Consider the following 24,810-nt stretch of genomic DNA (forward strand, 5'->3'; position numbering starts at 1 on the left):
CACAGATTTACCGGACAGCCAGTTTAACGCCCCTGATAACCTGATTTTTGTCTTGCTGCAGCCATATCCTGCTGCAGGGTATTTTTGGCAGCGCGCAGGCATTCATTTCTGCGGGCGCTATCCATTCTTTTGCAGTCCATAGCTGATTCCTGATATACCGCTTCTGCTTCTTTTTTTAAGGTTTTGAAATAGGCAAGGGGTGTCATTTCTTCCTGGAACCAGCGTGCCGGTTCACCTGCTGAAGTAAGTTCCCTGTTTTCCTGAGCGTTTGCATAGCTGAGACAACTAGCCATACCGACGAAGCCAGATAAAATCACCGTACGGAGAATATTCTTCTTTGTAGAATTTTTCATTTTAACTCCTTTGATTGAGAAACATCGTGTGCTTAGAGTCGTCCAGTAAGCAACAAGACGATGAGGACAATGACAATGACGCCGGTAAGGCCACTCGGTCCATATCCCCAGTTGCGGCTATGCGGCCAGGCAGGAAATGCGCCGATCAGTGCGAGGATGAGAATGACAAGAATGATAGTACCCATGGCTTTACTCCAGATTATTCAGAATTAATATAAACAAATTAGATACTTTGTTTTTTCGATCATTTAAAGATTCGAATTTATATCGTTCTGATGGTTAAGATGCTTAATTTTCGGACCTGATTCTAGTGATCATTAATGATCTTTAATGATCCTTAATGATTTTTTAATTGCGATTTGAAATATTTGAAAGAATTCACCAGCGCGTCGTGAACTTTTTCGGTGCTGGCAATCATATTTTCCCAAGTGCTTTCGCTGGCAGATTTGATTTCTTCCAGCTTCTCACGCACTTGCCCGGCTTGTTCGTGCAGCTTGGCAATTTCCGCAACATATTTTGCTTGTGCGGCTTCTTTGGATTTTTCTGCCCGCGCTTCCGCGTCGGTCAAGGCTATATTCAAATCGTCGAGCTGTGCCTTGATTCTTTTGATATATGCTTCTCGTTTCGCCATCATGATTTTTCGCTTTCTGTCAATTACGACTGATATTAATGAGGAGATGTCTTGCTTGCTTTAACTTGATTGGTAGCGCCTTCAATCCGAGCGCTTTCAGGTCACTTTTTATATTCGCGTACAGCAACGGTAAATTTAATTCAGCGGCCGGTCTGTACGTTGGCGCACAAAATCGTATGAATACAGCATGTCACAAAAATAAGTAGTCCTTTGTTCGCTAGCGTACAGAGCAACGTTTTCTATTGAGTCAAACTTGATCCATCGTTTGTTTTTACTGCGCTGCAAGTATTAATCTCTTGCTTTTGCCTAATCAACTTAGAAAGTTAAAAAATGAAAATCGCTCAACGTATAATGACGCTTGTGTTCTCTGCTTCTTTGCTGGCTATCGCCGGTTGTGCTTCAACAGCGACCACCGAAGGCACAGGGGAGTATGTTGATGATGCTGTTATTACGACCAAGGTAAAAGCCGAAATTTTTAATGAGCCTAGCTTGAAATCTGCAGAAATTAATGTGGAAACATTCAAAGGCGCAGTCCAGTTAAGCGGTTTTGTTACTTCTCCAGAGAATATTGATAAAGCCGTTATCATTACGCGCAATGTTAAAGGTGTCCGTTCTGTGAAGAACGATATGCGTCTGAAGTAAAAACGCTGCTAACTTGTTGTCTCTTAAATGTAAAGAGCAATGGGATTGCGTTCTCAATGAGACCCGGGTGTGTAAACATATTTTTTAGGCTCTTTGCCTGCGATTTTGTCGACACCCTGGTTTTCGTTTAGTAAAAAAAATATCGACTTTCCCTCATTTTTCTTCGCTCTTGCTTGCCCCGCAGTTCAGGCAAGCATCAAAAGAAGTTTTTTCACATCATCCCCAATCCCTGAAGTGCTTCTCAGCGCTTATTTAACTCCTCCGACCGGCCTTTACCGAGAGGAAAGGGGTATTTCTTCCTTTATTCCCCGCATCTTGTGTTGCCTGCATGGCTAATAATCACATCTGTAAATTTGCGTAAACGAAGTGCTGGTTGCTTTGTGGAAATAACAGGAGTCGGCAATGGCCGAAGATAGCGATCTCGAAAGAACCGAACCGGCCTCGCCCAAGCGCCTTGAACAAGCGCGGGAAGAGGGCGATGTTCCACGTTCGCGTGAATTGTCTACTTGTACCATTTTGCTGGCCGCAGGCGGGTCCTTGTGGGCCATGGGCGATGGTCTGGTGCATCAGTTGAATCATGCACTGATCATAGGTTTATCGCTGGAACGCGAAGTCATCTATGATCCGGCGCTGCTGTTTTCCAAGATAGGTGGCAGCCTGTGGGACGTATTGGTAGCTTTCGCCCCCATCGCTGTGATATTGCTGATTGTTGCCCTGGGTTCGCCAATTTTAATTGGTGGATGGCTGTTCAGTTCCAAGGCTCTGCAACCCAATTTCTCGCGCATGAACCCGATTTCGGGCCTTGGAAATATGATTTCTACCCGCGCAGGTGTGGAATTGTTAAAGGCGATCGTGAAAACCATCCTGGTCGGCAGTGTCGCCTGGGTAGTGATCATGAACCAGAAAAGCGCCATATTTGGCTTGCCCCTGGAAGCGATCAAGAACGGCCCGGCGCATGTCGGCCATATGATGGGTGTGTGTTTTCTCGCCATTGTTGCTTCACTGGTCGTGATTGCAGCGATCGATGCGCCATACCAGATGTGGCAGTACGCGCAAAAACTGAAGATGACCCATCAGGAAGTGGTTCAGGAATCCAAGGAATCCAACGGTAATCCGCAAATCAAGGCAAAAATCCGTGCACAGCAACGTGAAATGGCGCGCCGCCGCATGATGGCTGAAATTCCTACTGCAGATGTCATCGTCACCAATCCGACTCACTTTGCGGTAGCACTCAAATATACCGAAGGCGGCTCAGGTGCGCCGAAAGTGGTGGCCAAAGGTGCTGATGCTGTCGCCGCAAAAATTCGTGAGCTGGGTGTGCAGCACAAAATCCCGTTGCTGGAAGCACCACCGCTGGCACGTGCTTTATACAAACATACGGAGCTGGGGGATGAAATCCCTGAAACCCTCTATGCAGCGGTGGCAGAGGTTCTGGCCTATGTCTATCAGTTGCGTACTTATCGTACCCATGGCGGCAATAAGCCGGTAAAACCTGATGAATTGCCCGTGCCACCAGAGCTGGACCCGAATAATCAAGCAGGAGCAATTGCATGAATGGCCTCACCTTACCTGCCTGGATGAATGGCATGAACACCCGGGCGCTGGCTGCGCCTTTCCTCATCATTCTGATGCTGGCGATGATGATTTTGCCTTTGCCAGCGTTTATTCTCGATGTGTTTTTCAGCTTTAATATCGCGATTGCGATTATCGTTCTGCTGACCAGCCTGTACACCATCAAGCCGCTCGATTTCATGGTGTTTCCGACGGTACTGCTGGTCAGTACCATGCTGCGCCTGTCATTGAATGTGGCGTCAACACGTGTCGTGCTGACTGAGGGGCATACCGGGCCAGACGCAGCCGGCAAAGTAATTGAAGCCTTTGGCCATTTTCTGATCGGTGGTAATTACACAGTGGGTATCGTGGTGTTCGTCATCCTGACCATCATCAACTTTACCGTGGTCACCAAGGGTGCTGGCCGTATTGCTGAAGTGGGTGCACGTTTTGCCCTGGATGCGATGCCAGGCAAGCAAATGGCGATTGACGCAGACTTGAACGCCGGCCTGATTGCTGAGCAGGAGGCGCGTCGCCGCCGTACTGAAGTGGCGCAAGAGGCCGAATTTTATGGCGCGATGGATGGTGCCAGTAAATATGTGCGTGGTGATGCTGTCGCAGGCATCATGGTGACGGTTATTAATATCGTCGGCGGCCTTATCGTTGGCATGGTGCAGCATGACCTGGATTTTGCCGCCGCGCTGAAAAATTATACCTTGCTGGCGATTGGTGACGGCCTGGTGGCACAGATTCCATCGCTGATCATCTCCACTGCTGCCGGCGTCGTGGTATCACGGGTTGCCAGTGACCAGGACATCAGTGGCCAGTTGATAGGACAGCTGTTTGCCAAGCCGCAGGTGATGATCATCACCGGGGCGATTATCGGTGGCATGGGCTTGATACCAGGCATGCCGCATGTGGCCTTTATCTTGTTGGCGGCTATTCTGGGTGGTGGCGGCTATCTGATGAACAAGCGCAATAACGCACCACCGCCAGAAGAAGCATCGGCAACAAGCGCTCCCACTGTACCGACCCAGGAAATGGAAGAAGCCACCTGGCAGGATATCTTGCCGGTTGATACATTGGGCCTGGAAGTCGGTTATCGCCTGATACCGCTGGTAGACAAGACCCAGGGCGGGGAATTGCTGCGCCGTATCAAGGGCATACGCAAAAAGTTTGCTCAGGAGGTTGGCTTCCTGTCACCCCCGGTACATATCCGTGACAATCTGGAATTGAAGCCTTCTGCCTACCGCATCACACTTAAAGGCGTAGAGGTTGGCGCGGGCGAGGCCCTTAGTGGTCAGTATCTGGCGATCAACCCTGGCATGGTGACTGGCAACTTGCCAGGTACCGTGACCAATGACCCGGCTTTTGGCTTGCCTGCCGTATGGATAGATGGTGGCATGCGCGAACAGGCGCAGGCCATGGGCTATACCGTGGTGGATTCCGGTACGGTCATAGCTACACATTTGAATCATCTGATCACCAGCCATGCGGCCGAGCTATTGGGACGTCAGGAAGTACAGCTGCTGATGGACCACCTGGCCAAGGAAATGCCGAAGATGGTGGAAGAGCTGGTACCGAAAATCCTGCCTTTGTCTGTCTTGCAGAAGGTCTTGCAAAACCTGTTGATTGAAGGCGTGCATATCCGTGACATGCGCACCATCATAGAAACCTTGTCCGAGCAAGCCATGCATACCCAGGACGCCAATGAGTTGACGGCCCAGGTCAGGGTTGCTTTGGGCCGTGCCATCGTTCAGCAGATCTTCCCGACGGGTAATGAATTGACTGTGATGACACTCGACAATCGGCTTGAGCGCTTGCTGATGCAGGCCCTGCAAACCAGTGGCAGTGATGGCGCAGGCATAGAGCCTGGGCTGGCCGATACCTTGTCCAGCCAGACCGAAGCTGCGGCCCAGCATCAGGAACAACTGGGTTTAACCCCGGTCTTGCTGGTGCCAGCCCCGTTGCGCGCCCTGTTATCACGCTTCTTGCGCCGCACGCTGCCGCAATTGAAGGTTTTATCGCATGCAGAATTACCTGAAACAAAAACAATTAGAGTCACCAGTCTGGTCGGAGGTCAATCATGAACGTCAGAAAATTTACCGCTAATACTTCTCGCGAAGCTTTGCGCCAGTTGCGGGATGCACTGGGTGCAGACGCGGTCATCCTGTCCAACCGCAATGTCGATGGCAAGGTGGAGATACTGGCAATGGCCGATGAGGCCATCAGCGCGATAGCGCCGGCGTCAGGTGATCAGGCCCCCGTACCGGATGAACCAAGGTTTGCGCCACGTTTTCAGGCGGAACCTGTAATTGCCACGCATCGGCCCCTGAAAGTGACGGTACCTACTGAGGTAGAGGTGCCACCGGTGAGTGTCAGCGAATTAAATAACGTGATGTCTGAAATACGCTCCATGCGCAGCATGCTGGAGTCGCAACTGGCTGAAATATCATGGACGCAAACCCAGAAGCGCCAACCGCAAAAAGCAGAAATCCTGCGTGAAATGCTGGCAACGGGGTTTAGCGCAAGCCTGTCGCGCTATCTGGTAGAAAAATTGCCAGAGGCTGAAAAGATCGATAATGGCTTGGACTGGATCAAGAATGTGTTGATACGTAACCTGTCCACCATAGACAATGAAAACGAAATGCTGGAGAAGGGTGGGGTATATGCCCTGGTCGGCCCTACCGGCGTAGGCAAAACGACGACCACGGCCAAATTGGCCGCACGGTGTGTAATGCGTCACGGCCCTTCCAAGCTGGCGCTGATTACGACCGATGGATACCGTATCGGTGGTTTTGAACAGCTGCGCATCTACGGAAAAATCCTGGGGGTGATGGTGCATGCGGTCAAGGACGAGGCAGATTTGCGTATTGCCCTGGCTGAATTAAAAAACAAACATACGGTATTGATTGATACTGTCGGCGTCAGCCAGCGCGACAAAATGGTGACCGAACAAGTTGCCATGTTGTCAGGAACAGACACCCCGGTGAAGCGTCTGCTATGCCTCAATGCAACATCAACTGGTGAAACCCTGAGTGAAGTGGTGCGTGCTTACCAGGGAAATGGTCTGGCCGGTTGCATTTTAACCAAGCTCGATGAAGCTGCCACGATAGGCGGCGCACTTGATATTGCCATTCGCCAGAAGCTGATGGTGTATTACGTCGCCAGCGGCCAGCGGGTACCGGAAGATCTGCATATCGCCAACAAGCAATACCTGATTGACCGCGCCTTTAAATTGAAGCGCGAAACCGCTGCTTTCCGCTTTCTCGACGAGGAACTGCCTCTGCTAATGGCGGGTACAGCCACAGGCGGCCGTATTTCAGGAAGTGCAACTACGGCAAACCGGGAGGTGTCTCTTGGCTAGATTTGATCAGGCAGAAGGTTTGCGCCGCATGCTGGCGGGGCCCAAGCCCCGGGTATTTACGTTTTTGTCGGCATTGAAAGAAGACGAGAAGAGTGGCATGCTCGTCAACCTGGGGGTTACCCTGGCACGTCAGGGTAACCAGGTCACGATGGTTGACGCCCGGGCTTCGGAAGACAGTATTGGTGCCTGGCTCAACGCAAGCAATGATCAGACCTTATTGGATGTAGCGCAACAACAGCGTACAATGAAGGAGGCGATTAAAATCGTCGCTGCCGGCTTGTCGGTCACCATGTTGACGCGCAATGCAGATTGCATGGCAAAATTACCGCCAGAAGGTGCGCGGCAATTGTCCAGGGTTTTTGATGTGGTCGCGCATCGCTCGGATCTGGTTATCGTTGACAGTGAAATCAACCTCGAAGCTGGTTTTCCGCTCGCCTCTCTGGATGATAGCGAATTGGTGATACAGGTTTCTGCCGACCCTGACATGATCAAGGCTGCATATGGCCTGATCAAGCGGGTCAGCAACAGGTTGGGTCGACGTGGCTATGGTATTTTGGTTTCTGGCGCTTCGGAAAAAGAGGCAAGATTGATTTATACGAATATGGCTCAGGCGGCAGGCCGTTATCTGGCGGTGCCTTTGCACTATGTCGGCAATGTGCCGGACGATGAACATTTGAGAAAGGCGGCACATTTGGGACGCTCAGTGATTGATGCTTTTCCGAAGGCGCGTGCTTCGCTGGCTTTTTCCAGGCTGGCTGAGCAATTGGCGATGAGTGCACGCACCACCTTGGGCATAGAGGGAGTCCCTGAGTTGGGTGTTGGTCTCGGAATTTAATTAAAAAATGTACACCGCTAGCGGAAAGTCAGATAAAAATTTCCTCCTGAGGGAGCACGCCCCACTGGTCAAGCGCCTTGCTTACCAGTTGAAGGCGCGTTTGCCCCCCAGCGTGGAGGTGGATGATCTTGTGCAGGCCGGCATGATAGGCTTGCTGGACGCCGTTAACCGCTATGAAGATACCCACGGCGCGCAGTTTGAAACCTATGCGGTGCAACGCATACGCGGTGCCATGCTCGATGAATTGCGCAGCAGTGACTGGTTGCCGCGTGGTGTGCGCCAGAATATGCGCAAAATCGAAAATGCCATGAATAGTCTGCAACAAAAGCTGGGGCGACCACCACTGGAAACCGAGGTGGCAAAATCGCTCAAGCTCAGTCTCGAAGAATACCAGGATTTGCTGACCGACAGCGGTGGCCATCAACTGGTGTATTACGAAGACTTTCATGACGCCGATACCAAAGAGCATTTTCTTGATCATTACTGTTCTGACCTGTCTGGCGACCCCTTGCAGGATTTGCTGAACGATGATTTCCGTGATGCCGTGATCGGTGCGATTGACAGCCTGCCTGAACGCGAAAAACTATTGATGGGCCTGTACTACGAACAGGAATTGAATCTCAAGGAAATTGGCGCCGTGATGGGGGTCTCAGAATCGCGGATATCACAATTACATAGTCAGGCCGTGGCCAGGCTCAGGGCATACTTAAGGGAGAAAGCGTGGACTGGGCTAGCGTAGTCGGACTGATTCTGGTTGTCGGCGGCATCGTATCTGGCCAATTGCTGGAGGGTGGACGCTTGTCTTCCTTGGTGCAGCCAGCGGCATTTGTGATCGTGGTGGTCGGTACACTGGGCGCGGTCTTGATGCAAAGTCGTTTGAATTCATTCAGGCAAGGGCTGCGCATGCTGCGCTGGATCGTTTCCGAGCCGCCTGACACCAGCAAGAAGAATGTTGAAGATGCCCTGGTCTGGAGCGTGGTTGCCAGGCGTGAAGGCTTTTTAAGCCTTGAACGCTATATGAATGCCTCTACCGATCCTTTCATTGGCAAGGGTTTGCGTCTGGTGATTGACGGTATAGATCCAATACGCCTGAAGGATATCCTTGACGTTGATATTTCGCTGTATGAAATGGAGCAACGCCAGGCCGCAAAAATCTGGGAAGCAGCTGGCGGTTATTCGCCCACTATCGGGATTTTGGGCGCAGTGCTGGGCCTGATTCATGTGATGGAAAACCTGAGTGACCCATCCAAACTGGGTGGCGGCATTGCAGTTGCTTTTGTCGCCACGATTTATGGTGTAGGCATGGCGAATTTGTTGTTTTTGCCAGTCAGTCATAAATTAAAAGAGATCATCATGCGTGAGGTGACGAGACGTGAAATGCTGTCAGATATCTTCTACAGTATTGCCCTGGGCGACAGCCCGCGTGTGGTTGAGGAAAGACTGACCAATCATAAAAACTAAGCATGCCTCATTAAATCAACTCATATGGCCAGAAAAAAATACCACGAAGAACCAGAAAACCATGAGCGATGGCTGGTTTCTTACGCGGATTTTATTACGTTGCTATTTGCTTTCTTTGTGGTGATGTATGCCATTTCTTCGGTCAACGAAGGTAAATACCGGGTTTTATCGAATTCACTGACCGGTGCTTTTGGCAAAGTCATGGTGCTCCAGCCAAAACCGGTGGAGAGTAGCAGCGACCCGGCAGTCAGGCTCGATCCGCTGCCGCTGATAAAAAATCGCGCCAGCGAAGCATTGCGTAAAGAACGTGCGCAGATGACTACCATGGCCAAAGACATCATGACTGTACTGGAACCACTGGTGCGCGAAGGCAAGGTCAGGGTCAGCCAGACCAGCCGGGGTATTACCATAGAAATCAATGCCAGCCTGTTGTTTGCCCCTGGCGATGCTCGCTTAAACGTGGATTCCATACAGGCTTTGAAAGCGATTGCCGGTGTGCTCAAGATTGATACGCATGCAATCCAGGTCGAAGGGCATACTGATAACGTACCTATCAAAAATCCGATTTACCCTTCCAACTGGGAATTATCTGCGGTCAGGGCCAGTACGGTAGCACGCTTGCTGACCGAAAACGGCGTGGATGAGGCGCGGGTGACTGCGGTGGGGCAGGGCGCAAAATTGCCAGTCAGCGAAAACGAAACGCCAGAAGGGCGTGCCAGAAACCGGCGGGTGTCGGTCACTATTCTGGCTGTATTGCCCGAAGCAGCGGTCGATGTGCCGATTGCGCCAGTGAAACCAGTCAGCAGTTCCTTGCCACAAATTAAAACAGACCCTAATTAGGATCTGTTTGCTTGATACCCGCTTCTTTTTTGAGGTTCAGGTAGCTATATAGCCTTTGCCAGGTGTGTTTTTAATTGTTGACTGGCCGTTCGGGCCATACATTGAGCCAGCAGGGTTATTTTGCTGCAACACATTCAAGGTGGCCTGGTTTATTGACAACCTGCGGTTGATCAATGTGCCATTGGTGCGGTTAACTTCTTTTGCCTGTTGAGATATTTGTAATAATTTTTCCCAATAGCCTGCCAGCGTACTGACGTTGCCTGCATGTTCCAAATAGGCGCGCATGCCTTCAATATCTGCTTTATAGCCTAATTCAACCAGGCAAGTATTGCGCTTTCTTTCCAGTTCGGACATCTTGCTGACCAGTTGCCCTTTGCTTTGGATATATTCATTGAGCAAACTGACATCGCTTTCAACAAGTGCGGACTGTTCTTTCTTCAGCAATTCAGCCAAGGAAGACATGGTATTCACTTCTTCCTGTATACACTGTTCAATGACAGCGTGTCCGGAACTTGTTGCGTTCATGATCAGCGTTTTCTGGCGTTAAGTAAATCTTTGACAGTTTCCAATAGCCCATCAGCGACTTTCTCTGAATTGACCTGAAAACGGCCTTCAGAAATTGCCAGTTTGATGGCTTCCACCTTCTTCGTTTCGAAGACAGCGTTGCTTGCCTGCGTGCTTTGCAATGCCTGCAATTGCGTGGACAGGGTTGAAATCTGTACATTATGGGAAGGCGTTGGAACTGCATCCGCCTTGCTATCCGCCGGTTTTTCCGTGCGTGCCTGCTGCGGGCTTACTGGAAGTCCGGAGGTCTTATTTAGTGCGTCATCAATTTTCACAGCGATACCCTCAGTATGGGAATTACAAACATCTACATCCAGTTTATCGGCTGTGTAATTTTAAACTTTAACCTTACTTCAAAAAAATATTGCATTAATTTAATTGTATTGATTAACGGAAACATACTCAAAATATTTTGAAATATTTTCTTTTAATAAACTATTTCTATAATGCCACCGCTTTTAGCCAGACCACTGACAGTCTGACCTGAACTGGTTTTGGCTTTGGCAACCTGTCCGTCGGACGCGTTATTGAGAGCGATGGCATCTGTCATTACCTGAAAACCTGGCCCTGAGCTGATGACACGCACCGATTGTCCCTGTTGTATGACCGATGGATTCTTCATCGCATCGACACGCAGCACGCTGCCTGAAGGGATGGATACCTGCATGGCCTTGCCCACCGCCTGATCTGGATTGGTAACCACACCTGCCGGTAGTTTGGAAATATCCCCTTTTACCTTGGTCAGATCTGCCAGTGTCAATACCTGTCCCTGCACAACCGGGTTGGTCGCTACGTAATACTCGGCGGTAACCTGCACATTCGCCTGCAAATAGATTTGCCAGGCTGTGGGAGCTACGCACTTGATAACAATCGTAATTTTGCCCCAGGGCTTGCTGCCGGGTGGTAAATAGGGGGTAGGGCTGTCACAGGCGGCCAGATTAAGACGTTTATCAACTTCACCAACCGTGACCTGGACTTGCCCAGGTTGTGCCGCCGCTTGTTGTGTCAAAAAGTCAAGAGCAAGCTGGCGCAGCAGGGCTTGATCCTGCAATCCTGCTGGATTGCCGCCATTGATTGCCGGGTTGGCTGCCAATGCCATGTCAGCCGCAGCGAGCAAGCTGGCAGCAGCGAACAGTTGTATTAATGTTTTTAAGGGTTTCATCAGATTACCCGCAGGTCTTGGTTCCGAATTCCATTTTAGAACAAGCACGCTGTATTGAATGCATAAGCAAGCAGGGAATTCAGTGTCTGCTTGGAGGATTAAAATGAAATTCTAAAATCGGCATATTGGATACTTATGATTATCGAGATCTGCACTTTAAAGACCCATATAATCAGTGGTTTGAATGAAATGAATTATTTGAAAAACCTAAAGCTATGATGCTATTGACGTGCAGTTTTCATTGCTGCCTCAATATAAAAACGGATGCACTTATGTGCATCCGTCATACTGATTTTTTCGCGTTAAATTGCAAAATATGTGTCTGAACTCCAGGAGCTATCGCCATACACGTTATAGCCCTGAACTGACCAAATGTATGAGCCAGAAGGAAGTGGTGTACTCGTAATTGTGCAAAGTCCAACCCCGGATTCACATCCTGCTGCGGCAGCTGTGTAGACTGTAATTACGCCATTTACTTTCAGCCTATATGAAGTTGAGCCGGGTGCTGGTTTCCATGTATAAATCGGAGTGTTTGAAGTTACAGGACTAATTGTTTTTGGAGCACCTTGTGGTGGTCCGCCTGATAAGCCAATCACATCGACTGGGACTATTGGGTTGGCAGTAGAGTTGTTACCCAGTTGACCATAGATATTGGACCCCCAGCATTGCACGCCAAACTGCAATATTGCGCAACTAGAATTTGTTCCTGCAGAAACTAACGTTGCAATACCGTTTCCTGCCGTTAAATTCATGACATTTGTTGGGATTGATTTATTTACTTGATCACCAGTGCTTAGCTGTCTTGATCCGTTTAATCCCCAGCCCATTGCAACACCTGATGTTGTGATGGCTAGTACGTCACCACCGTTTGCACTAGGAATAGAAATACTTGCAATGCTCGGAATTCCATTTATTTGGGTTGGCAGATAAGGGACGTTATTATTAATCACGCCATTTCCTAGTTGCCCATAGATATCCCAACCCCAGCATTTCACTGCTGCTGATGTCGTTCTGGCGCACGTGTATCCGTTGCCACTTGATATATCTACTGCATCGCTTATTCCTGTTGCAGTAATAATGCCTGAACCACTTTGTGTCGTGCCGTCACCTAATTGCCCAGTCGCATTCTGGTCCCAACATTTTACTGTGCTAATGTTTGTAACTACACAATTATGAAAGACACCACTCGATAATTTCGCCACCCCGGATAAACCTACAACGGTTGTTGGGATGTTTCTCGCTACTTGGGAGCCATCACCTATTTGAAAGTATTGGTTGTTCCCCCAGCACACAACCTGCCCGTTGGAAATAAGGGCGCATGTATGGTTATAACCTGCGGAGAGAGAAATTACTCCAGCTAGCCCGACAACATCTACTGGAGTTGTTTTGCTAACGAATGTTCCGTCACCAAGCTGACCGTCCGTTCCTAAGCCCCAACACTTTACTGTGCCACTCGTTGTAAGGGCGCATGTGTGATTATAGCCAGAGCTTATTGCTTGAATATTTGCAGTAAGTCCAATGACATTCACGGGGATTAGTTTGTCTACTTTGGTGCCATCTCCTACTTGTCCATTTAAATTCATTCCCCAGCACTTTACTGCTCCAGCGCTAGTTAGTGCGCAATGAGACCCAAATCCACTTGATAGCGATATCACAGGTTCTGCATTCACCTTGAGTGAGACAAATAATAAATTTATTAGAATAAGAAAGGAAATTAGCGTGGAGAATGCCCAATTAGGTATGAGCCTTGATTTTTCAGATGATTGATTGACCGTTGACGACATTGCAATACCTCCTATTAATTTGAAAATTGCTTTTACACCTTGATTTATGTCGAACTCGATTGGATCTTTATTGCGATGTCCTTTCTGTGTGCACGTGGATAGTCGATCTAAGCCGATGCTTGGCTATGATCAAAACCATAATAAATTAAAGAATGAGTATTGCCAATAAAGAAATTATTTTTTTGCATTTAATTTTTATATGGAAATTTTTAAAGCTTAAAACAGGCGGGATTATGTCTACTTAATTGATGGATTGAATGGTGTTGGGTAAAGATATGATTCAAGGTAGAGTAAACCGTTATGCGTTGATGTCTTGCGGCAGAGGAGAGGAAGATGACCGGCAAGTTAGATGATTTTTTTCGTTTTCATGAGGCAGCACTGTCTGTCAGGGGGCAGCGTCAGCAATTGCTGGCCTCAAATATCGCCAATGCAGATACGCCGAATTACAAAGCCAGGGATATCGATTTCTCAACTGCGTTAAGCAATGCCCTGCATCAAAACCTGAATCAGTCGCCTACGGCACTGAATAAAACGGCAGATCAGCATATTGATACACCAGGGTCAATTGCCGGCAGTGCACCGCAATACCGACCCACCGTGCAAGGAAGTGTGGACGGCAATACGGTTGATATGGATGTCGAACGCAACCAGTTTACTGACAATGCCCTGCGCTATGAAGCCAGCCTGACCATGATCAACATGCAGATCAAGGGCATGTTGGCAGCGATACAAGGATAAACATCATGTCACTCTTCAATGTATTTAATGTTGCCGGTTCTGCCATGAGTGCCCAGGCACAACGGCTCAATGTGGTGACCAGCAATTTGGCCAATGCCGATAGCGTCACCAGTTCTGACGGTCAACCCTATAAGGCCAAACAGGTTGTGTTCACTGCTGTGCCGCTGGCAGGTACCGCTTCTACTGCGGTAAAGGTGAATGAGGTTGTAGAAGACAGCAATCCGCCTAAACTGATGTATGACCCCAGGCATCCTTTGGCAGATGAAAAGGGTTATGTGGCAACACCGAATGTGAACGTGGTTGAAGAGATGGTCAATATGATTTCTGCCTCGCGTTCTTACCAGAATAACGTAGAAGTAATGAATGCTGCAAAAACCATGTTGCTCAAGACGCTTACTTTGGGTCAATAAGCAAAAGCTTCGTCAGAGGGAATAGATAAATGACTACCGTACAAACCAATACCGTTGATCCATCCTTGCTTGCGACCATGAATGGTGGCAGTACAGCAAAAACATCAACACAGGATGCCCAGGACCGTTTCATGACTTTGCTGGTAACCCAGTTGAAGAATCAGGATCCTTTAAATCCCATGGACAATGCCCAGGTCACCAGTCAGATGGCGCAGCTTTCCACTGTCAGCGGCATTGACAAATTAAATGCGACAGTAACAGCCTTGAATGCCAGTTTCCAGACAGGGCAGAACCTGCAGGCAGCCAGCATGATTGGTCATGGCGTGATTGCACCAGGCAGCGCAATGACGGTGACAGATGGCAAGGGTATCTACGGCGTTGATTTGCCGCAGGCAGCCGACAAGGTCGATGTGGTTGTACATGACAGCACAGGCGCAGTCGTCAGGAAAATGAGTATCGGCGCATTGCCGCAGGGGACCAATACCCTGACCTGGGACGGTAAAACCGATGCGGGTGCTACTGCCGCCAATGGCGTGTACAAGTTTGAGATTGCTGCGAGTTCAAGTGGCAAGAGCCTGGACGCGACCAGCCTGGCTTTTGGTGTGGTGTCCAGCATTACCTCCGGTACACAAGGTATGAAGTTAAGCGTTGCCAATCTCGGTGATATCAGCATGACCGATGTCAAACAAATCTATTGATCCATGGCGCGATCCTGAATCAAACAGTATCAGTGAATTATTCAATTAAGGGAGAAAGATCATGGGTTTTCAACAAGGCTTGAGCGGACTGAATGCCGCTTCCAAATCGCTGGATGTGATTGGTAATAATATTGCCAATGCCAATACGGTAGGTTTTAAACAGGGTCAGACGCAATTTGCTGACGTATATGCAAACTCCCTCAATGGCTCATCTGCTGGTACGGTCGGTATTGGTACCAAGGTGTCAGGCGTGGTCCAGCAATTCACGCAAGGCAATATTTCGACGACCAATAATCCGCTTGATATCGCCATCAATGGCGGCGGTTTTTTCCGGATGACGACCAATGGCGCGGTGACCTATACGCGCAACGGCCAGTTCCAGCTCGATAAGCAGGGCAATATTGTGAATGCACAGGGCGCGAAATTGACTGGTTATGTTGCCAATGCCGCTGGCGTGCTTTCAACCGGTGCAGCTTCACCCATCAATATCAATACGGCTGATATCGCTCCAGCCCAGACCACGCTGATTAACGCGGTCATGAACCTGGATTCACGCAAACTGGTGCCAGGTACGCAATTGCCAGTAACCACGCCGCCTGTGATTGTGCCTGTGGCTTTCAGTCCGACTGACCCAACAACTTATGACAGTTCCACCTCTCTGGCTGTTTTTGACAGCCTGGGTAATTCCCATGTGGTGCAATCTTTTTTTGTCAAGGTAGATAATCTTGCGCCACCCGGACCTACTGCACCAGCCACGATAGAGTGGGATGTGTTTGCGACGGTTGACGGTAACCTGATACTTGGCCCTGGTGCGACCACCAATTCCATTACCCGTATTGGTTTTAACAACCTGGGGCAGTTGACAGTGGCGACACCGCCTTTCTCTGCCACCGAAACCAAAGCGACAACTTTGGTCGTGCCAGTGACTACAGGTGCGGTTACGCCTATCAATACCACCATTGATATCAAATATGATTTCACGGGTACTACGCAGTTTGGTTCTGATTTCAGTGTCAGTAAAAATACGCAGGATGGCTTCGCATCAGGCAAGCTGTCAAAATTCAATACTGCCAAAGACGGCACGATAGTCGGTAGCTATACGAATGGTAAAACCGCAGTGCTGGCGCAAGTGGTGCTGGCTAATTTCACCAATCCGAATGGTTTGCAATCAACTGGTGATAATCAGTGGATAGAAACTGCTGATTCCGGCAATGCGCTGATCGGGCCGCCCAATTCTGGCAGTCTGGGTACGCTGACTGCCTCAGCAACAGAAGATTCGAATACAGATCTGACTGGTGAGCTGGTGAATATGATTACTGCGCAACGTATCTACCAGGCGAATGCGCAAACCATTAAAACCCAGGATCAGGTATTGCAGACGCTGGTCAACCTGCGTTAATGCTCAGGGCTTGCATTCTTATGGTTTTATACAATGACATTGAGCGGAGAGGGGGACGCGCATGGACAGGTTAGTCTACACCGCTATGACTGGTGCCAAGCATATTCTTGAGCAGCAGGCAACGACCTCGCATAATCTGGCGAACGTCTCTACCACCGGCTTTCGTGCACAGCTTGATTCATTTCGCGCGGTTCCTGTCCTGGGAGATGGCTTGCCCACCCGTGCCTTTGTCGTTGATGCGACAGTGGGTACTGATTTTTCAACTGGCAGCATGCAGGTTACCGGGCGTGAGCTTGATGTGGCGGTGCAGGGCAAGGGCTGGCTGGTGGCTGAAAAGGCAGATGGTACGGAAGCTTTTACCAGAAGCGGTAGTTTGAAAGTCAGTGAAAACGGGATTTTGCAAACACAAAGCGGCCTCAATCTGGTTGGTGAGGCAGGCCCCATCACCATCCCGCCTGATGTGGCCATTTCGATTGCCAAAGATGGCACGGTCTCCACCGTACCCAGCGGCACCAAACCAAATGCGGTTGAAACCATAGGGCGGCTTAAGCTGGTCAATCCACCGGAAGATACTCTGGTTCGTGGTGATGACGGTCTGTTTAAAACCAAGGATGGTGCCGTGGTCGATGCTGATCCCACTGTTGGTGTTGCCGGGGGCATGCTTGAAAACAGCAATGTCAGCGTGGTCGAATCAATGGTGACCATGATCAATCTGGCGCGCAATTTTGAGATGCAAATGAAGGTCTTGCAGAATGCCGAGAATAACGCTACTAAAGCCAGTCAGATTCTGACTTTGAGTTGATGCTGTGTGTAGCACAATAGGGTGGTATGAAGGTTGGCAAATGAGTTTGCCGAGAGTTTGCCAATGAGGCAAAAAGGGGAAAAGAAATGATACGTTCATTATGGATAGCCAAAACTGGCCTGGATGCGCAACAGACGCAGATGGACGTGGTGAGCAATAATCTGGCCAATGTCAGCACAAACGGTTTCAAGCGTTCACGCGCCGTTTTTGAAGATTTGCTGTACCAGAACATCCGTCAACCCGGTGCGCAAAGTTCGCAACAAACCCAATTGCCATCCGGTTTGCAATTAGGCACAGGCGTGCGGCCTGTTGCCACAGAAAAGCTGTTCACCCAGGGTAATCTGCAACAGACCGGCAATAGCAAGGACGTTGCAATTTCAGGTGCCGGTTTTTTTCAGATCCTGATGCCGGATGGTACGACAGGTTATACCCGGGACGGTTCATTTCAAACGGATAGCCAGGGGCAATTAGTGACATCCAGCGGTTTTGTCATCCAGCCTGCCATCACCATTCCTGCGAATGCATTGAGCATTACTGTTGGTCGTGACGGTACGGTTTCGGTGACACAGCCAGGTTCTACTGCACCTGTGCAAGTGGGGTCCCTGCAACTGGCAACCTTTATCAATCCGGCTGGCTTGATGGCCATGGGTGAAAACCTGTATGTTGAAACAGCGGCGTCAGGTAATCCCGGGACAAATACGCCTGGCACCAATGGTGCGGGTTTGCTGGTGCAAAGTTCTGTTGAAACTTCTAACGTCAACGTCGCTGAAGAACTGGTCAATATGATACAGACCCAGCGTGCTTATGAAATCAATAGCAAGGCGATCACGACTTCCGATCAGATGTTGCAGCGCCTGTCGCAATTATAGAAACAGAATTTCGAAACAGAGTAATGAGCACATCATGAAAAAGATCAATCTATTGCTTGCTGTCAGCCTTGTTGGTATCAATTGCCTTACTGGTTGTGCAGTGACGCCAGCAGCTATCGTGCATCAGCCCATGGCTGTTCCAGCGCAATCGGCCAAGCCGCATAAAGAAGCCAATGGCGCGATTTTCCAGCAGGCGACTTATCGGCCTTTATATGAAGATGCCAAAGCACGCATGGTCGGTGATGTGCTGACAATTACCATCAGCGAAAAAACTTCAGCAGGCAAGGCGGCAGCAACATCGGGCAGTAAGAGTGGCAGTGCAGCCTTTGCTGCACCTACTGTCTTTGGCATACCGGCGACAACGACTGCGCAGGCGGCATTGTCAACGACCTCATCTACCAAATTTGATGAAAAAGGTGCAGAAACAGCGAGTAACAGCTTTACCGGCACCATTGCCGTAACGGTCATCGATGTTTTGCCAAATGGTAATTTGCTGGTGAGTGGCGAGAAACAATTGGCATTCGATAAGGGCGCAGAATTTGTGCGTTTCTCGGGCATCGTCAATCCACAAACTGTGGCCGCCGGAAATATTGTTGCCTCGACCCAGGTAGCTGATGCACGCTTTGAATACCGTTCAACTTCACGTCTGGACAAAGCCGAAATGAACTCCATGCTGACCCGGTTTTTCCTCAGTTTTCTTCCTTTGTAGCAATTTCAGTCAATCGCAAGGATAGTTTCATGAACTTCATCTCATCTTCCAGGTACTTTAAAGCGCTCGTGCTGGTGCTGGGAGTCATGAGCGCCGTATTTGCGCAGGACTGCCGTGCCGAACGCATCAAGGATCTGGCTGGCATACAGGGCGTGCGGCAGAATCAGTTGCTCGGTTATGGCCTGGTGGTTGGGCTTGATGGTAGCGGTGATCAGACGACGCAGACGCCCTTTACCGTACAAAGTATCATCAGCATGTTGCAGCAACTGGGTGTCAGTATCCCGGTCGGCACCAGTCTGCAATTGAAAAACGTGGCAGCAGTCATGGTCACGACTTCATTACCCCCATTTGCACAGCCTGGGCAGACGCTGGACATTACGGTTTCATCAATGGGTAATGCCAAGAGCCTGCGTGGCGGTACTTTATTGATGACGCCGTTAAAAGGTGCTGATAACCAGATTTATGCCATGGCGCAAGGTAATGTGCTGGTTGGTGGCGCAGGTGCAGCTGCCAATGGCAGCAAGGCACAGGTCAATCATCTGGGCGTTGGCAAGATTTCATCTGGTGCTACGGTTGAACGTGCAGTGCCAAACTCGGTTGCACAGGGTGCAACCATACAGCTGGAACTGAATACCTCGGATTTTTCCACGGCCAGCCGTGTGGTCGATGCCATTAACCGCCGTTTTGGTCCGGATACGGCAGCAGCCATGGATGGCCGCGTGATACAGGTGAAAGCACCAACCGTGACTGACCAGCGCGTCGCCTTTTTGGGTAACCTGGAAAATATTGATGTCACGCCTGCGCAAATGTCTGCCAAGGTGATTTTGAACGCAAGAACTGGTTCAATCGTGATGAACCAGGCGGTGACACTGGAAACCTGCGCAGTTGCGCATGGCAATCTGTCAGTTGTCATCAATACTGATAATTCTGTCAGCCAGCCCAATGCGCTGGCGGCAGGCCAGACAGCGGCAAACGCCAATTCGAATGTCACGATCACCAAAGACCCGGGACAAGTGGTGTTGTTGAAGGCGGGTGTTTCTTTGGCTGAAGTTGTCAAGGCGCTCAACGCGATTGGTGCAACACCGCAGGATCTGTTATCCATTTTGCAGGCAATCAAGGCTTCCGGTGCGCTGCGTGCGGATCTGGAAATTATCTAAGGAATCGAGATGATAGGGCGCACCGATTTCACTGACAAGACCGCTTTTGACAGCAAAAGCCTGGACGAGCTCAAGCAATCGGCCAAGAACAATTCGCCTGAAGCCATCAAAGGTGCAGCCAAGCAATTCGAAGCGCTGTTTATGAACATCATGCTGAAATCCATGCGCCAGGCCGGTGGCCAGGATGGTCCTTTTGACAGTGAGCAAAGCCGCATGTACACATCCATGCTGGATCAGCAATTGTCCCAGACCATGGCCAATAAAGGGGTGGGTCTGGCCGATGTACTGGTCAGGCAGATGTCGGGCAATGCCATGAATCAGGCGCTGGAATCTGATCCGTCTACCAATGTGGGAAGTCCTGCCAATCTTCGTGGCCTCAATTCATATCTTGATAACCTCAAATTTGAGCAGCAGCCTGCGGCCGCGCCTAAAACTGCCTTCACTGGACCCAATCATGTACGGGAATTCCAGGAAAAACTGACCGCCCATGCCGAGCAGGCCAGCCTGGAAACGGGTATACCTGCCAAGTTCATGCTGGGTCAGGCGGCTCTTGAAAGTGGCTGGGGTCGTCGCGAAATCAAAACTGCTGACGGCTCTACCAGCCATAACATCTTCGGCATGAAAGCAACTCGTGGCTGGAAAGGCAAGACTGTTGATGCCGTGACCACGGAATATGTCAATGGTGTTGCTCAGCGCAAAGTAGAAAAATTCAAGGCGTATGATACGTATGCGGATGCATTCAAAGATTATGCTAAATTGATTACGAAAAATCCGCGTTATGAAAATGTAATCGCCAACTCCAAGGATGCAAGCAGCTTCGCACAAGGCTTGCAAAAGGCCGGTTATGCGACTGATCCTGAGTATGCCAACAAGTTAACGAAGATCATCAAACAATCCCTCTCAACCTAAGTTGCCTTGGTGAAATTGCAATCAAATTAAAGTTTTGACGAATCGCACCGAAAACATGATTGATGGCACTAGGTAGCTAACTTAGCAAAAAAGCAGGTTCAATTATGGGTTCTAATATTTTCGGCATTGGTCAGTCAGCACTGTCAGCGGCGCAGTTGGGCATCGCCACGACAGGGCATAATATCGCCAATGCATCTACACCCGGTTATAACCGCCAATTAATCATCCAGGCGGCCAATGAGCCGCAAAATCTCGGTGGTTCATTTGTTGGTCAGGGCGTTTCGGTTACACAGATCCAGCGCCAATACAATTCTTTTCTGGCCGGACAGGTTAATTCATCTCAATCGACAAAAAATCAGGCTGATGTTTATTACACCCAGATAAGTCAGATTAATAACCTGGTAGCTGATCCGACGGCAGGCGTTACACCTGCATTGCAGGATTTTTTCAAGGCATTTCAAAATCTGGCAGCCACACCGAATGGCACTGCCGGCGCTGCTGCACGCCAGGCGGCTTTATCTTCGAGCCAGTCATTAGCGGGGCGACTGAATAGCCTGCAAACCAGGCTGGACCAGATCGGTTCAGATGTTAATGGGCAAATTACCAATGTAGTCGGTTCCATCAACAGCTACGCAACCGAACTGGCCAACCTCAATGATGTCATTGAAAAGGCGCAAGGGGGTTCTACTGGCAGCGGCCCGAATGACTTGCTTGATCAGCGCGATCAACTGGTTACAGAATTAAGCAAGCTGACCAAGGTCAGTGTGGTGCCACAAGGTGAAAAATACAATGTTTTCATCGGCAATGGTCAGCCACTGGTGCTTGGCAGTTCAGTCAATAAATTGCAGGTCAGTCAGTCATTAACTGATCCTACACGTGTAGAAGTCGGTTATGTATCGAATGGGGCCAATGTATTGATCCCGGAAAATAGTCTCACTGGCGGTCAATTGGGCGGGCTTTTTGATTTCCGCTCAGGTACGCTGGATGTCTCTCAGAATTCGATAGGCCGGATAGCGATAGGTCTGGCTACGGCAATCAATTCCCAGCAAGATCTTGGACAGGATTTGAACGGGCAAATCGGCAGCAATGTTTTCAGCATTGCCGGGCCAGTGGTTACGCCCAGTTCATTGAATACCTCAACCGCGTCAATTAACGCGTCAATTACCGACGCCAGCGCATTGACCACCAGTGACTATCGCCTGCAATTTGTAGGCGGCAACTATAAAATTACCCGTCTTTCAGATGGTGCCGTACAAACCTCACCAACCTTGCCGCTGAATTTCGATGGTGTCAAATTCCAGCTGGCGCCTCCACCTGCTGCGGCGATACCAGCTGCGGGCGATGAATTTCTGATCAGGCCTACTGCGGCTGGTGCATCAAGTATTGCTGTAGCGATTCAGGACCCGGCAAAGCTGGCGGCCGCTGCACCTTTGGCGACATCTTTCCCGACCACTAACACCGGCACGGGCAAGCTCAGCGTGGGTGTGGTTAATTCTCCAGCTGCATCGGCCAGTAATTCACTGACTGCAACCATCGGCGGCGTGACTGTTGATAATAGTTTTACCAGTTCCAGCCTGGCGACACCGGTAACACTTACTTTTGCTACACCAGGAAATACAATTTCAGGTTTTCCGGCGACTGCGACCGTGTCAGTCAAAGTTGGTGCGGTCACCACCAACTATCCACCGCCTGCAACTGTGCCTTATACCAGTGGTGCCACGATCAGCTTTAATGGTGTAAGTTTTGCGATCAGTAATGGCGCTGCGCCACCCTCGAATGGTGAAACCTTTACCATTGCACCTTCTTTACCCGTTGCAGCAACCAAACTCACTTTTAATTCAGCGAGCAATACGCTGACGGGTTTTCCTGCAACAGCGAATGTGACGGTGACTAACGGCAATACTTCAACTACCTATCCGGCTGGTACTGCCGTCCCTTACACGGCTGGTGCGACCATCAGTTATAGTGGTATCAGTTTTTCCTTGAGCGGTAATCCCGCCAATGGCGATGTGTTTAATGTCGGCCCCAATACCAACGGCTCGGGCGACAATCGTAATGCCGTATTGTTGAGCGGATTGCAAACGCAAAATACGGTGGCAGGCAAGACCACTACTTTCCAGGGCGCTTACGCACAATTTGTGAGCCAGGTAGGCAATAAATCTCATGAGCTGGAGATTACCAGCGCGTCAGAAACTGCATTGTTACAACAATCAGTCGCTGCGCAGCAATCAGAATCGGGCGTTAATCTTGATGAAGAGGCGGCCAATCTATTGCGTTATCAGCAGGCATATCAAGCTGCAGGCAAATTGATGCAAATTGCCAGCACTTTGTTTGATGCCTTGTTAGCAATAGGTCAATAGGGGTAATCATGCGTATCAGTACAGCAAGCATTTATGAAACCGGTGGCACCAGGATCAGTGATCTGCAAGTCAGCGTGAACAAAGTCCAGCAACAAATTGCTGCCGGACGTCGTGTATTAACACCTTCTGACGACCCGATTGCTTCTGCACGCGCACTCGTTCTTTCGCAGTCAGATTCTCTCAATACCCAGTTTGCAACGAACCGGCAAAATGCCAAAAATAATTTAAGTGTTTCTGAAAGCACGTTGAGCAATGTTACAGACACCCTGCACAATATCAAAACACTGATTGTACAGGCGGGTAATGGTACCTTGTCGGATACCGATCGCGGTTTTATCGCCCAGGAATTACAGGGTAACCTTGATCAGTTACTGGGCCAGGCAAATGCCACCGATGGTACAGGCAATTATTTATTTTCAGGTTTTTCTACTACCACGGCACCTTATACAAAAACCCAGAATGGCGCGACTTATAATGGCGATCAGGGTCAAAGATATTTGCAGGTGGACACATCCAGGCAATTGCCTTTAAGTACCCCTGGCACGGGAATTTTTGAAAATATCCGTACGTCGGCAAACCAGTTCAATATTGTTCCCAATCCGTCAAATAGTGGTCAACTGGTTGCCACTGCGGCTATCAATGCACCTACTTCCGGCAACCTGACAGGCAATAATTACGAGGTGGCATTTGATAATCTGGGTACGTCGTTTACGATAACCAATAAAACCACTGGCGCAGTAGTACAGCCATTGACGGCCTATACCAGCCCACAGACGGTGACGGTTGACGGTATTGATATCACGCTGACCAATACACCTAACCCGCCAGCTCCAGGCGACAAATTTGCCATCCAGCCAGGTAATCAGAACATCTTTGAAACGGTCACTGACATTATCAATGCGCTCAATACACCAGCTTCAAGCGCGTCGGCAAAGAAAGTGTTAACGGCGACCCTGAACCAGGGTAATAGCAATATCGATCTGTCTTTAAATAATGTATTGACTGTGCGTGCGCAGTTGGGTACCAGTTTAAAAGAACTGGATGATCTTGATAGTGAGGGCGACGCAAAGGGTATTGCGTATAAACAGGACATCTCTCAACTGATCGATCTTGACTATGCCAAGGCAATCACTGAACTGAGCCAGCAAACCACGACTTTGCAGGCTGCGCAGCAATCTTTCATCAAGACTTCAGATTTATCGCTGTTTAATTATATCCGCTGATAATTTCAGGTTTTATTCAAACTTGATTGATCAATTTGGGCAGCCTGGGCTGCTCAAATTTTTTCCATATCTTCAGCATCCAGCGCGATCACATGCGTCTGCATGATGCCGTGTTCGTCATGCCATTCGCGTACAACGCAGGGTTGGCCTTCTTCATCCATCGCTATCACTTTAAAGAATTGACCTATCATTGATTCAATCAGGATGCGTTCATCTTCAGGAAAGCTTTTGATGAATTTCTTGTTGAGTGTGACGATGCGGACGATGTCACCGAGGACAACGACTTGATTTTTGCAGTCAACTGCGGGTTGTTGTGTAGACATGGCAGATTTCCATACGATTATTT

The 24,810-nt window shown here is 49.4% G+C and carries 27 protein-coding genes; 19 read left to right on the forward strand and 8 right to left on the reverse strand.

Features of this window, described 5'->3' with window-relative positions; genetic code table 11:
- Positions 1–23: 23 nt before the first annotated feature.
- The 3 genes from ACO0LH_RS23210 to ACO0LH_RS23220 form a co-directional block, all read right to left on the reverse strand.
- Positions 24–353 (reverse strand): hypothetical protein, encoded by a 330-nt coding sequence (locus ACO0LH_RS23210; protein ID WP_422943519.1) that lies wholly within the window; start codon positions 351–353, stop codon positions 24–26.
- A gap of 32 nt (positions 354–385) precedes the next feature.
- Positions 386–538, reverse strand: a complete 153-nt coding sequence (locus tag ACO0LH_RS23215; RefSeq protein ID WP_422943520.1) for a DUF3309 domain-containing protein — start codon at positions 536–538, stop codon at positions 386–388.
- A gap of 152 nt (positions 539–690) precedes the next feature.
- A complete protein-coding gene (locus tag ACO0LH_RS23220; protein WP_422943521.1) occupies positions 691–987 on the reverse strand; it encodes a hypothetical protein in 297 nt (98 codons plus the stop codon).
- A 327-nt stretch (positions 988–1,314) separates the two neighbouring features.
- Between ACO0LH_RS23220 and ACO0LH_RS23225 the strand changes: the two genes are divergently transcribed.
- The 8 genes from ACO0LH_RS23225 (at position 1,315) to motD (ending at position 9,680) form a co-directional block, all read left to right on the forward strand.
- Complete coding sequence (locus tag ACO0LH_RS23225; protein ID WP_422943522.1) at positions 1,315–1,626, forward strand: BON domain-containing protein; 312 nt, start codon at positions 1,315–1,317, stop codon at positions 1,624–1,626.
- Positions 1,627–2,028: 402 nt separating this feature from the next.
- A complete protein-coding gene (flhB, locus tag ACO0LH_RS23230; protein WP_422943523.1) occupies positions 2,029–3,180 on the forward strand; it encodes a flagellar biosynthesis protein FlhB in 1,152 nt (383 codons plus the stop codon).
- Positions 3,177–5,267, forward strand: coding sequence for a flagellar biosynthesis protein FlhA (gene flhA, locus ACO0LH_RS23235; protein WP_422943524.1), 2,091 nt, complete (start codon positions 3,177–3,179; stop codon positions 5,265–5,267). Before flhB ends, flhA begins: the two co-directional genes overlap by 4 nt.
- On the forward strand, positions 5,264–6,544 hold the full coding sequence (flhF, locus tag ACO0LH_RS23240) for a flagellar biosynthesis protein FlhF (RefSeq protein WP_422943525.1): 1,281 nt from the start codon (positions 5,264–5,266) through the stop codon (positions 6,542–6,544). Before flhA ends, flhF begins: the two co-directional genes overlap by 4 nt.
- Positions 6,537–7,379 (forward strand): MinD/ParA family ATP-binding protein, encoded by an 843-nt coding sequence (locus ACO0LH_RS23245; RefSeq protein ID WP_422943526.1) that lies wholly within the window; start codon positions 6,537–6,539, stop codon positions 7,377–7,379. The genes flhF and ACO0LH_RS23245 overlap by 8 nt, the downstream gene beginning before the upstream one ends.
- Before the next feature lie 7 nt (positions 7,380–7,386).
- Entirely contained in the window at positions 7,387–8,118 is a 732-nt protein-coding gene (locus ACO0LH_RS23250) for an RNA polymerase sigma factor FliA (protein ID WP_422943527.1), read from the forward strand.
- Positions 8,100–8,840 carry a flagellar motor protein gene (locus ACO0LH_RS23255; protein ID WP_422943528.1) on the forward strand — a complete coding sequence of 247 codons (741 nt, stop codon included), beginning with the start codon at positions 8,100–8,102 and terminating at the stop codon, positions 8,838–8,840. Before ACO0LH_RS23250 ends, ACO0LH_RS23255 begins: the two co-directional genes overlap by 19 nt.
- Positions 8,841–8,864: 24 nt before the next feature.
- A complete protein-coding gene (gene motD / locus ACO0LH_RS23260; RefSeq protein ID WP_422943529.1) occupies positions 8,865–9,680 on the forward strand; it encodes a flagellar motor protein MotD in 816 nt (271 codons plus the stop codon).
- 36 nt (positions 9,681–9,716) lie between these two features.
- Here motD and ACO0LH_RS23265 read toward each other — a convergent pair whose 3' ends face one another.
- The 4 genes from ACO0LH_RS23265 to ACO0LH_RS23280 form a co-directional block, all read right to left on the reverse strand.
- On the reverse strand, positions 9,717–10,205 hold the full coding sequence (locus ACO0LH_RS23265; RefSeq protein WP_422943530.1) for a flagella synthesis protein FlgN: 489 nt from the start codon (positions 10,203–10,205) through the stop codon (positions 9,717–9,719).
- A gap of 2 nt (positions 10,206–10,207) precedes the next feature.
- A complete protein-coding gene (gene flgM / locus ACO0LH_RS23270; protein WP_422943531.1) occupies positions 10,208–10,519 on the reverse strand; it encodes a flagellar biosynthesis anti-sigma factor FlgM in 312 nt (103 codons plus the stop codon).
- A gap of 152 nt (positions 10,520–10,671) precedes the next feature.
- Positions 10,672–11,406, reverse strand: coding sequence for a flagellar basal body P-ring formation chaperone FlgA (flgA, locus tag ACO0LH_RS23275; protein WP_422943532.1), 735 nt, complete (start codon positions 11,404–11,406; stop codon positions 10,672–10,674).
- Positions 11,407–11,708: 302 nt separating this feature from the next.
- Positions 11,709–13,190, reverse strand: a complete 1,482-nt coding sequence (locus ACO0LH_RS23280) for an RCC1 domain-containing protein (protein ID WP_422943533.1) — start codon at positions 13,188–13,190, stop codon at positions 11,709–11,711.
- 333 nt (positions 13,191–13,523) lie between these two features.
- On the opposite strand from ACO0LH_RS23280, the gene flgB reads away from it, so the two are divergent.
- The 11 genes from flgB (at position 13,524) to flgL (ending at position 24,464) form a co-directional block, all read left to right on the forward strand.
- Complete coding sequence (gene flgB / locus ACO0LH_RS23285) at positions 13,524–13,928, forward strand: flagellar basal body rod protein FlgB (protein ID WP_422943534.1); 405 nt, start codon at positions 13,524–13,526, stop codon at positions 13,926–13,928.
- Between the two features lie 5 nt (positions 13,929–13,933).
- Positions 13,934–14,338, forward strand: a complete 405-nt coding sequence (gene flgC / locus ACO0LH_RS23290; protein WP_422943535.1) for a flagellar basal body rod protein FlgC — start codon at positions 13,934–13,936, stop codon at positions 14,336–14,338.
- 29 nt (positions 14,339–14,367) lie between these two features.
- Positions 14,368–15,036, forward strand: a complete 669-nt coding sequence (locus ACO0LH_RS23295) for a flagellar hook assembly protein FlgD (RefSeq protein WP_422943536.1) — start codon at positions 14,368–14,370, stop codon at positions 15,034–15,036.
- A gap of 61 nt (positions 15,037–15,097) precedes the next feature.
- Entirely contained in the window at positions 15,098–16,435 is a 1,338-nt protein-coding gene (flgE, locus tag ACO0LH_RS23300) for a flagellar hook protein FlgE (RefSeq protein WP_422943537.1), read from the forward strand.
- 61 nt (positions 16,436–16,496) lie between these two features.
- The gene (gene flgF, locus ACO0LH_RS23305; RefSeq protein WP_422943538.1) at positions 16,497–17,237 is read left to right on the forward strand and encodes a flagellar basal-body rod protein FlgF; all 741 of its coding nucleotides are present in this window, start codon (positions 16,497–16,499) and stop codon (positions 17,235–17,237) included.
- A gap of 86 nt (positions 17,238–17,323) precedes the next feature.
- On the forward strand, positions 17,324–18,106 hold the full coding sequence (gene flgG / locus ACO0LH_RS23310) for a flagellar basal-body rod protein FlgG (protein WP_422943539.1): 783 nt from the start codon (positions 17,324–17,326) through the stop codon (positions 18,104–18,106).
- Between the two features lie 34 nt (positions 18,107–18,140).
- Positions 18,141–18,815: a flagellar basal body L-ring protein FlgH gene (locus tag ACO0LH_RS23315; protein ID WP_422943540.1), complete on the forward strand. Its 675-nt coding sequence runs from the start codon at positions 18,141–18,143 to the stop codon at positions 18,813–18,815.
- 86 nt (positions 18,816–18,901) lie between these two features.
- Positions 18,902–19,972, forward strand: coding sequence for a flagellar basal body P-ring protein FlgI (locus ACO0LH_RS23320; RefSeq protein ID WP_422943650.1), 1,071 nt, complete (start codon positions 18,902–18,904; stop codon positions 19,970–19,972).
- Between the two features lie 9 nt (positions 19,973–19,981).
- Entirely contained in the window at positions 19,982–20,881 is a 900-nt protein-coding gene (gene flgJ / locus ACO0LH_RS23325; RefSeq protein ID WP_422943541.1) for a flagellar assembly peptidoglycan hydrolase FlgJ, read from the forward strand.
- 104 nt (positions 20,882–20,985) lie between these two features.
- On the forward strand, positions 20,986–23,241 hold the full coding sequence (gene flgK, locus ACO0LH_RS23330; protein WP_422943542.1) for a flagellar hook-associated protein FlgK: 2,256 nt from the start codon (positions 20,986–20,988) through the stop codon (positions 23,239–23,241).
- A gap of 8 nt (positions 23,242–23,249) precedes the next feature.
- Positions 23,250–24,464: a flagellar hook-associated protein FlgL gene (gene flgL / locus ACO0LH_RS23335; RefSeq protein ID WP_422943543.1), complete on the forward strand. Its 1,215-nt coding sequence runs from the start codon at positions 23,250–23,252 to the stop codon at positions 24,462–24,464.
- Between the two features lie 53 nt (positions 24,465–24,517).
- Here flgL and ACO0LH_RS23340 read toward each other — a convergent pair whose 3' ends face one another.
- On the reverse strand, positions 24,518–24,787 hold the full coding sequence (locus ACO0LH_RS23340; protein WP_422943544.1) for a hypothetical protein: 270 nt from the start codon (positions 24,785–24,787) through the stop codon (positions 24,518–24,520).
- Between the last annotated feature and the right edge of the window lie 23 nt (positions 24,788–24,810).

It is taken from the genome of Undibacterium sp. TJN19, assembly GCF_049339485.1.
In the GTDB taxonomy this organism is placed as follows: Bacteria; Pseudomonadota; Gammaproteobacteria; order Burkholderiales; family Burkholderiaceae_D; genus Undibacterium.

Bases quoted from the DNA above. Each gene is read 5' to 3' on its own strand.
- ACO0LH_RS23210 (WP_422943519.1), bottom strand. From the start codon at position 353: ATGAAAAATTCTACAAAGAAGAATATTCTCCGTACGGTGATTTTATCT.
- ACO0LH_RS23215 (WP_422943520.1), bottom strand. From the start codon at position 538: ATGGGTACTATCATTCTTGTCATTCTCATCCTCGCACTGATCGGCGCA.
- ACO0LH_RS23220 (WP_422943521.1), bottom strand. From the start codon at position 987: ATGATGGCGAAACGAGAAGCATATATCAAAAGAATCAAGGCACAGCTC.
- ACO0LH_RS23225 (WP_422943522.1), top strand. From the start codon at position 1,315: ATGAAAATCGCTCAACGTATAATGACGCTTGTGTTCTCTGCTTCTTTG.
- flhB (WP_422943523.1), top strand. From the start codon at position 2,029: ATGGCCGAAGATAGCGATCTCGAAAGAACCGAACCGGCCTCGCCCAAG.
- flhA (WP_422943524.1), top strand. From the start codon at position 3,177: ATGAATGGCCTCACCTTACCTGCCTGGATGAATGGCATGAACACCCGG.
- flhF (WP_422943525.1), top strand. From the start codon at position 5,264: ATGAACGTCAGAAAATTTACCGCTAATACTTCTCGCGAAGCTTTGCGC.
- ACO0LH_RS23250 (WP_422943527.1), top strand. From the start codon at position 7,387: ATGTACACCGCTAGCGGAAAGTCAGATAAAAATTTCCTCCTGAGGGAG.
- motD (WP_422943529.1), top strand. From the start codon at position 8,865: ATGGCCAGAAAAAAATACCACGAAGAACCAGAAAACCATGAGCGATGG.
- ACO0LH_RS23265 (WP_422943530.1), bottom strand. From the start codon at position 10,205: ATGAACGCAACAAGTTCCGGACACGCTGTCATTGAACAGTGTATACAG.
- flgA (WP_422943532.1), bottom strand. From the start codon at position 11,406: ATGAAACCCTTAAAAACATTAATACAACTGTTCGCTGCTGCCAGCTTG.
- ACO0LH_RS23280 (WP_422943533.1), bottom strand. From the start codon at position 13,190: ATGTCGTCAACGGTCAATCAATCATCTGAAAAATCAAGGCTCATACCT.
- flgB (WP_422943534.1), top strand. From the start codon at position 13,524: ATGACCGGCAAGTTAGATGATTTTTTTCGTTTTCATGAGGCAGCACTG.
- flgC (WP_422943535.1), top strand. From the start codon at position 13,934: ATGTCACTCTTCAATGTATTTAATGTTGCCGGTTCTGCCATGAGTGCC.
- ACO0LH_RS23295 (WP_422943536.1), top strand. From the start codon at position 14,368: ATGACTACCGTACAAACCAATACCGTTGATCCATCCTTGCTTGCGACC.
- flgE (WP_422943537.1), top strand. From the start codon at position 15,098: ATGGGTTTTCAACAAGGCTTGAGCGGACTGAATGCCGCTTCCAAATCG.
- flgF (WP_422943538.1), top strand. From the start codon at position 16,497: ATGGACAGGTTAGTCTACACCGCTATGACTGGTGCCAAGCATATTCTT.
- flgG (WP_422943539.1), top strand. From the start codon at position 17,324: ATGATACGTTCATTATGGATAGCCAAAACTGGCCTGGATGCGCAACAG.
- ACO0LH_RS23315 (WP_422943540.1), top strand. From the start codon at position 18,141: ATGAAAAAGATCAATCTATTGCTTGCTGTCAGCCTTGTTGGTATCAAT.
- ACO0LH_RS23320 (WP_422943650.1), top strand. From the start codon at position 18,902: ATGAGCGCCGTATTTGCGCAGGACTGCCGTGCCGAACGCATCAAGGAT.
- flgJ (WP_422943541.1), top strand. From the start codon at position 19,982: ATGATAGGGCGCACCGATTTCACTGACAAGACCGCTTTTGACAGCAAA.
- flgK (WP_422943542.1), top strand. From the start codon at position 20,986: ATGGGTTCTAATATTTTCGGCATTGGTCAGTCAGCACTGTCAGCGGCG.
- flgL (WP_422943543.1), top strand. From the start codon at position 23,250: ATGCGTATCAGTACAGCAAGCATTTATGAAACCGGTGGCACCAGGATC.
- ACO0LH_RS23340 (WP_422943544.1), bottom strand. From the start codon at position 24,787: ATGTCTACACAACAACCCGCAGTTGACTGCAAAAATCAAGTCGTTGTC.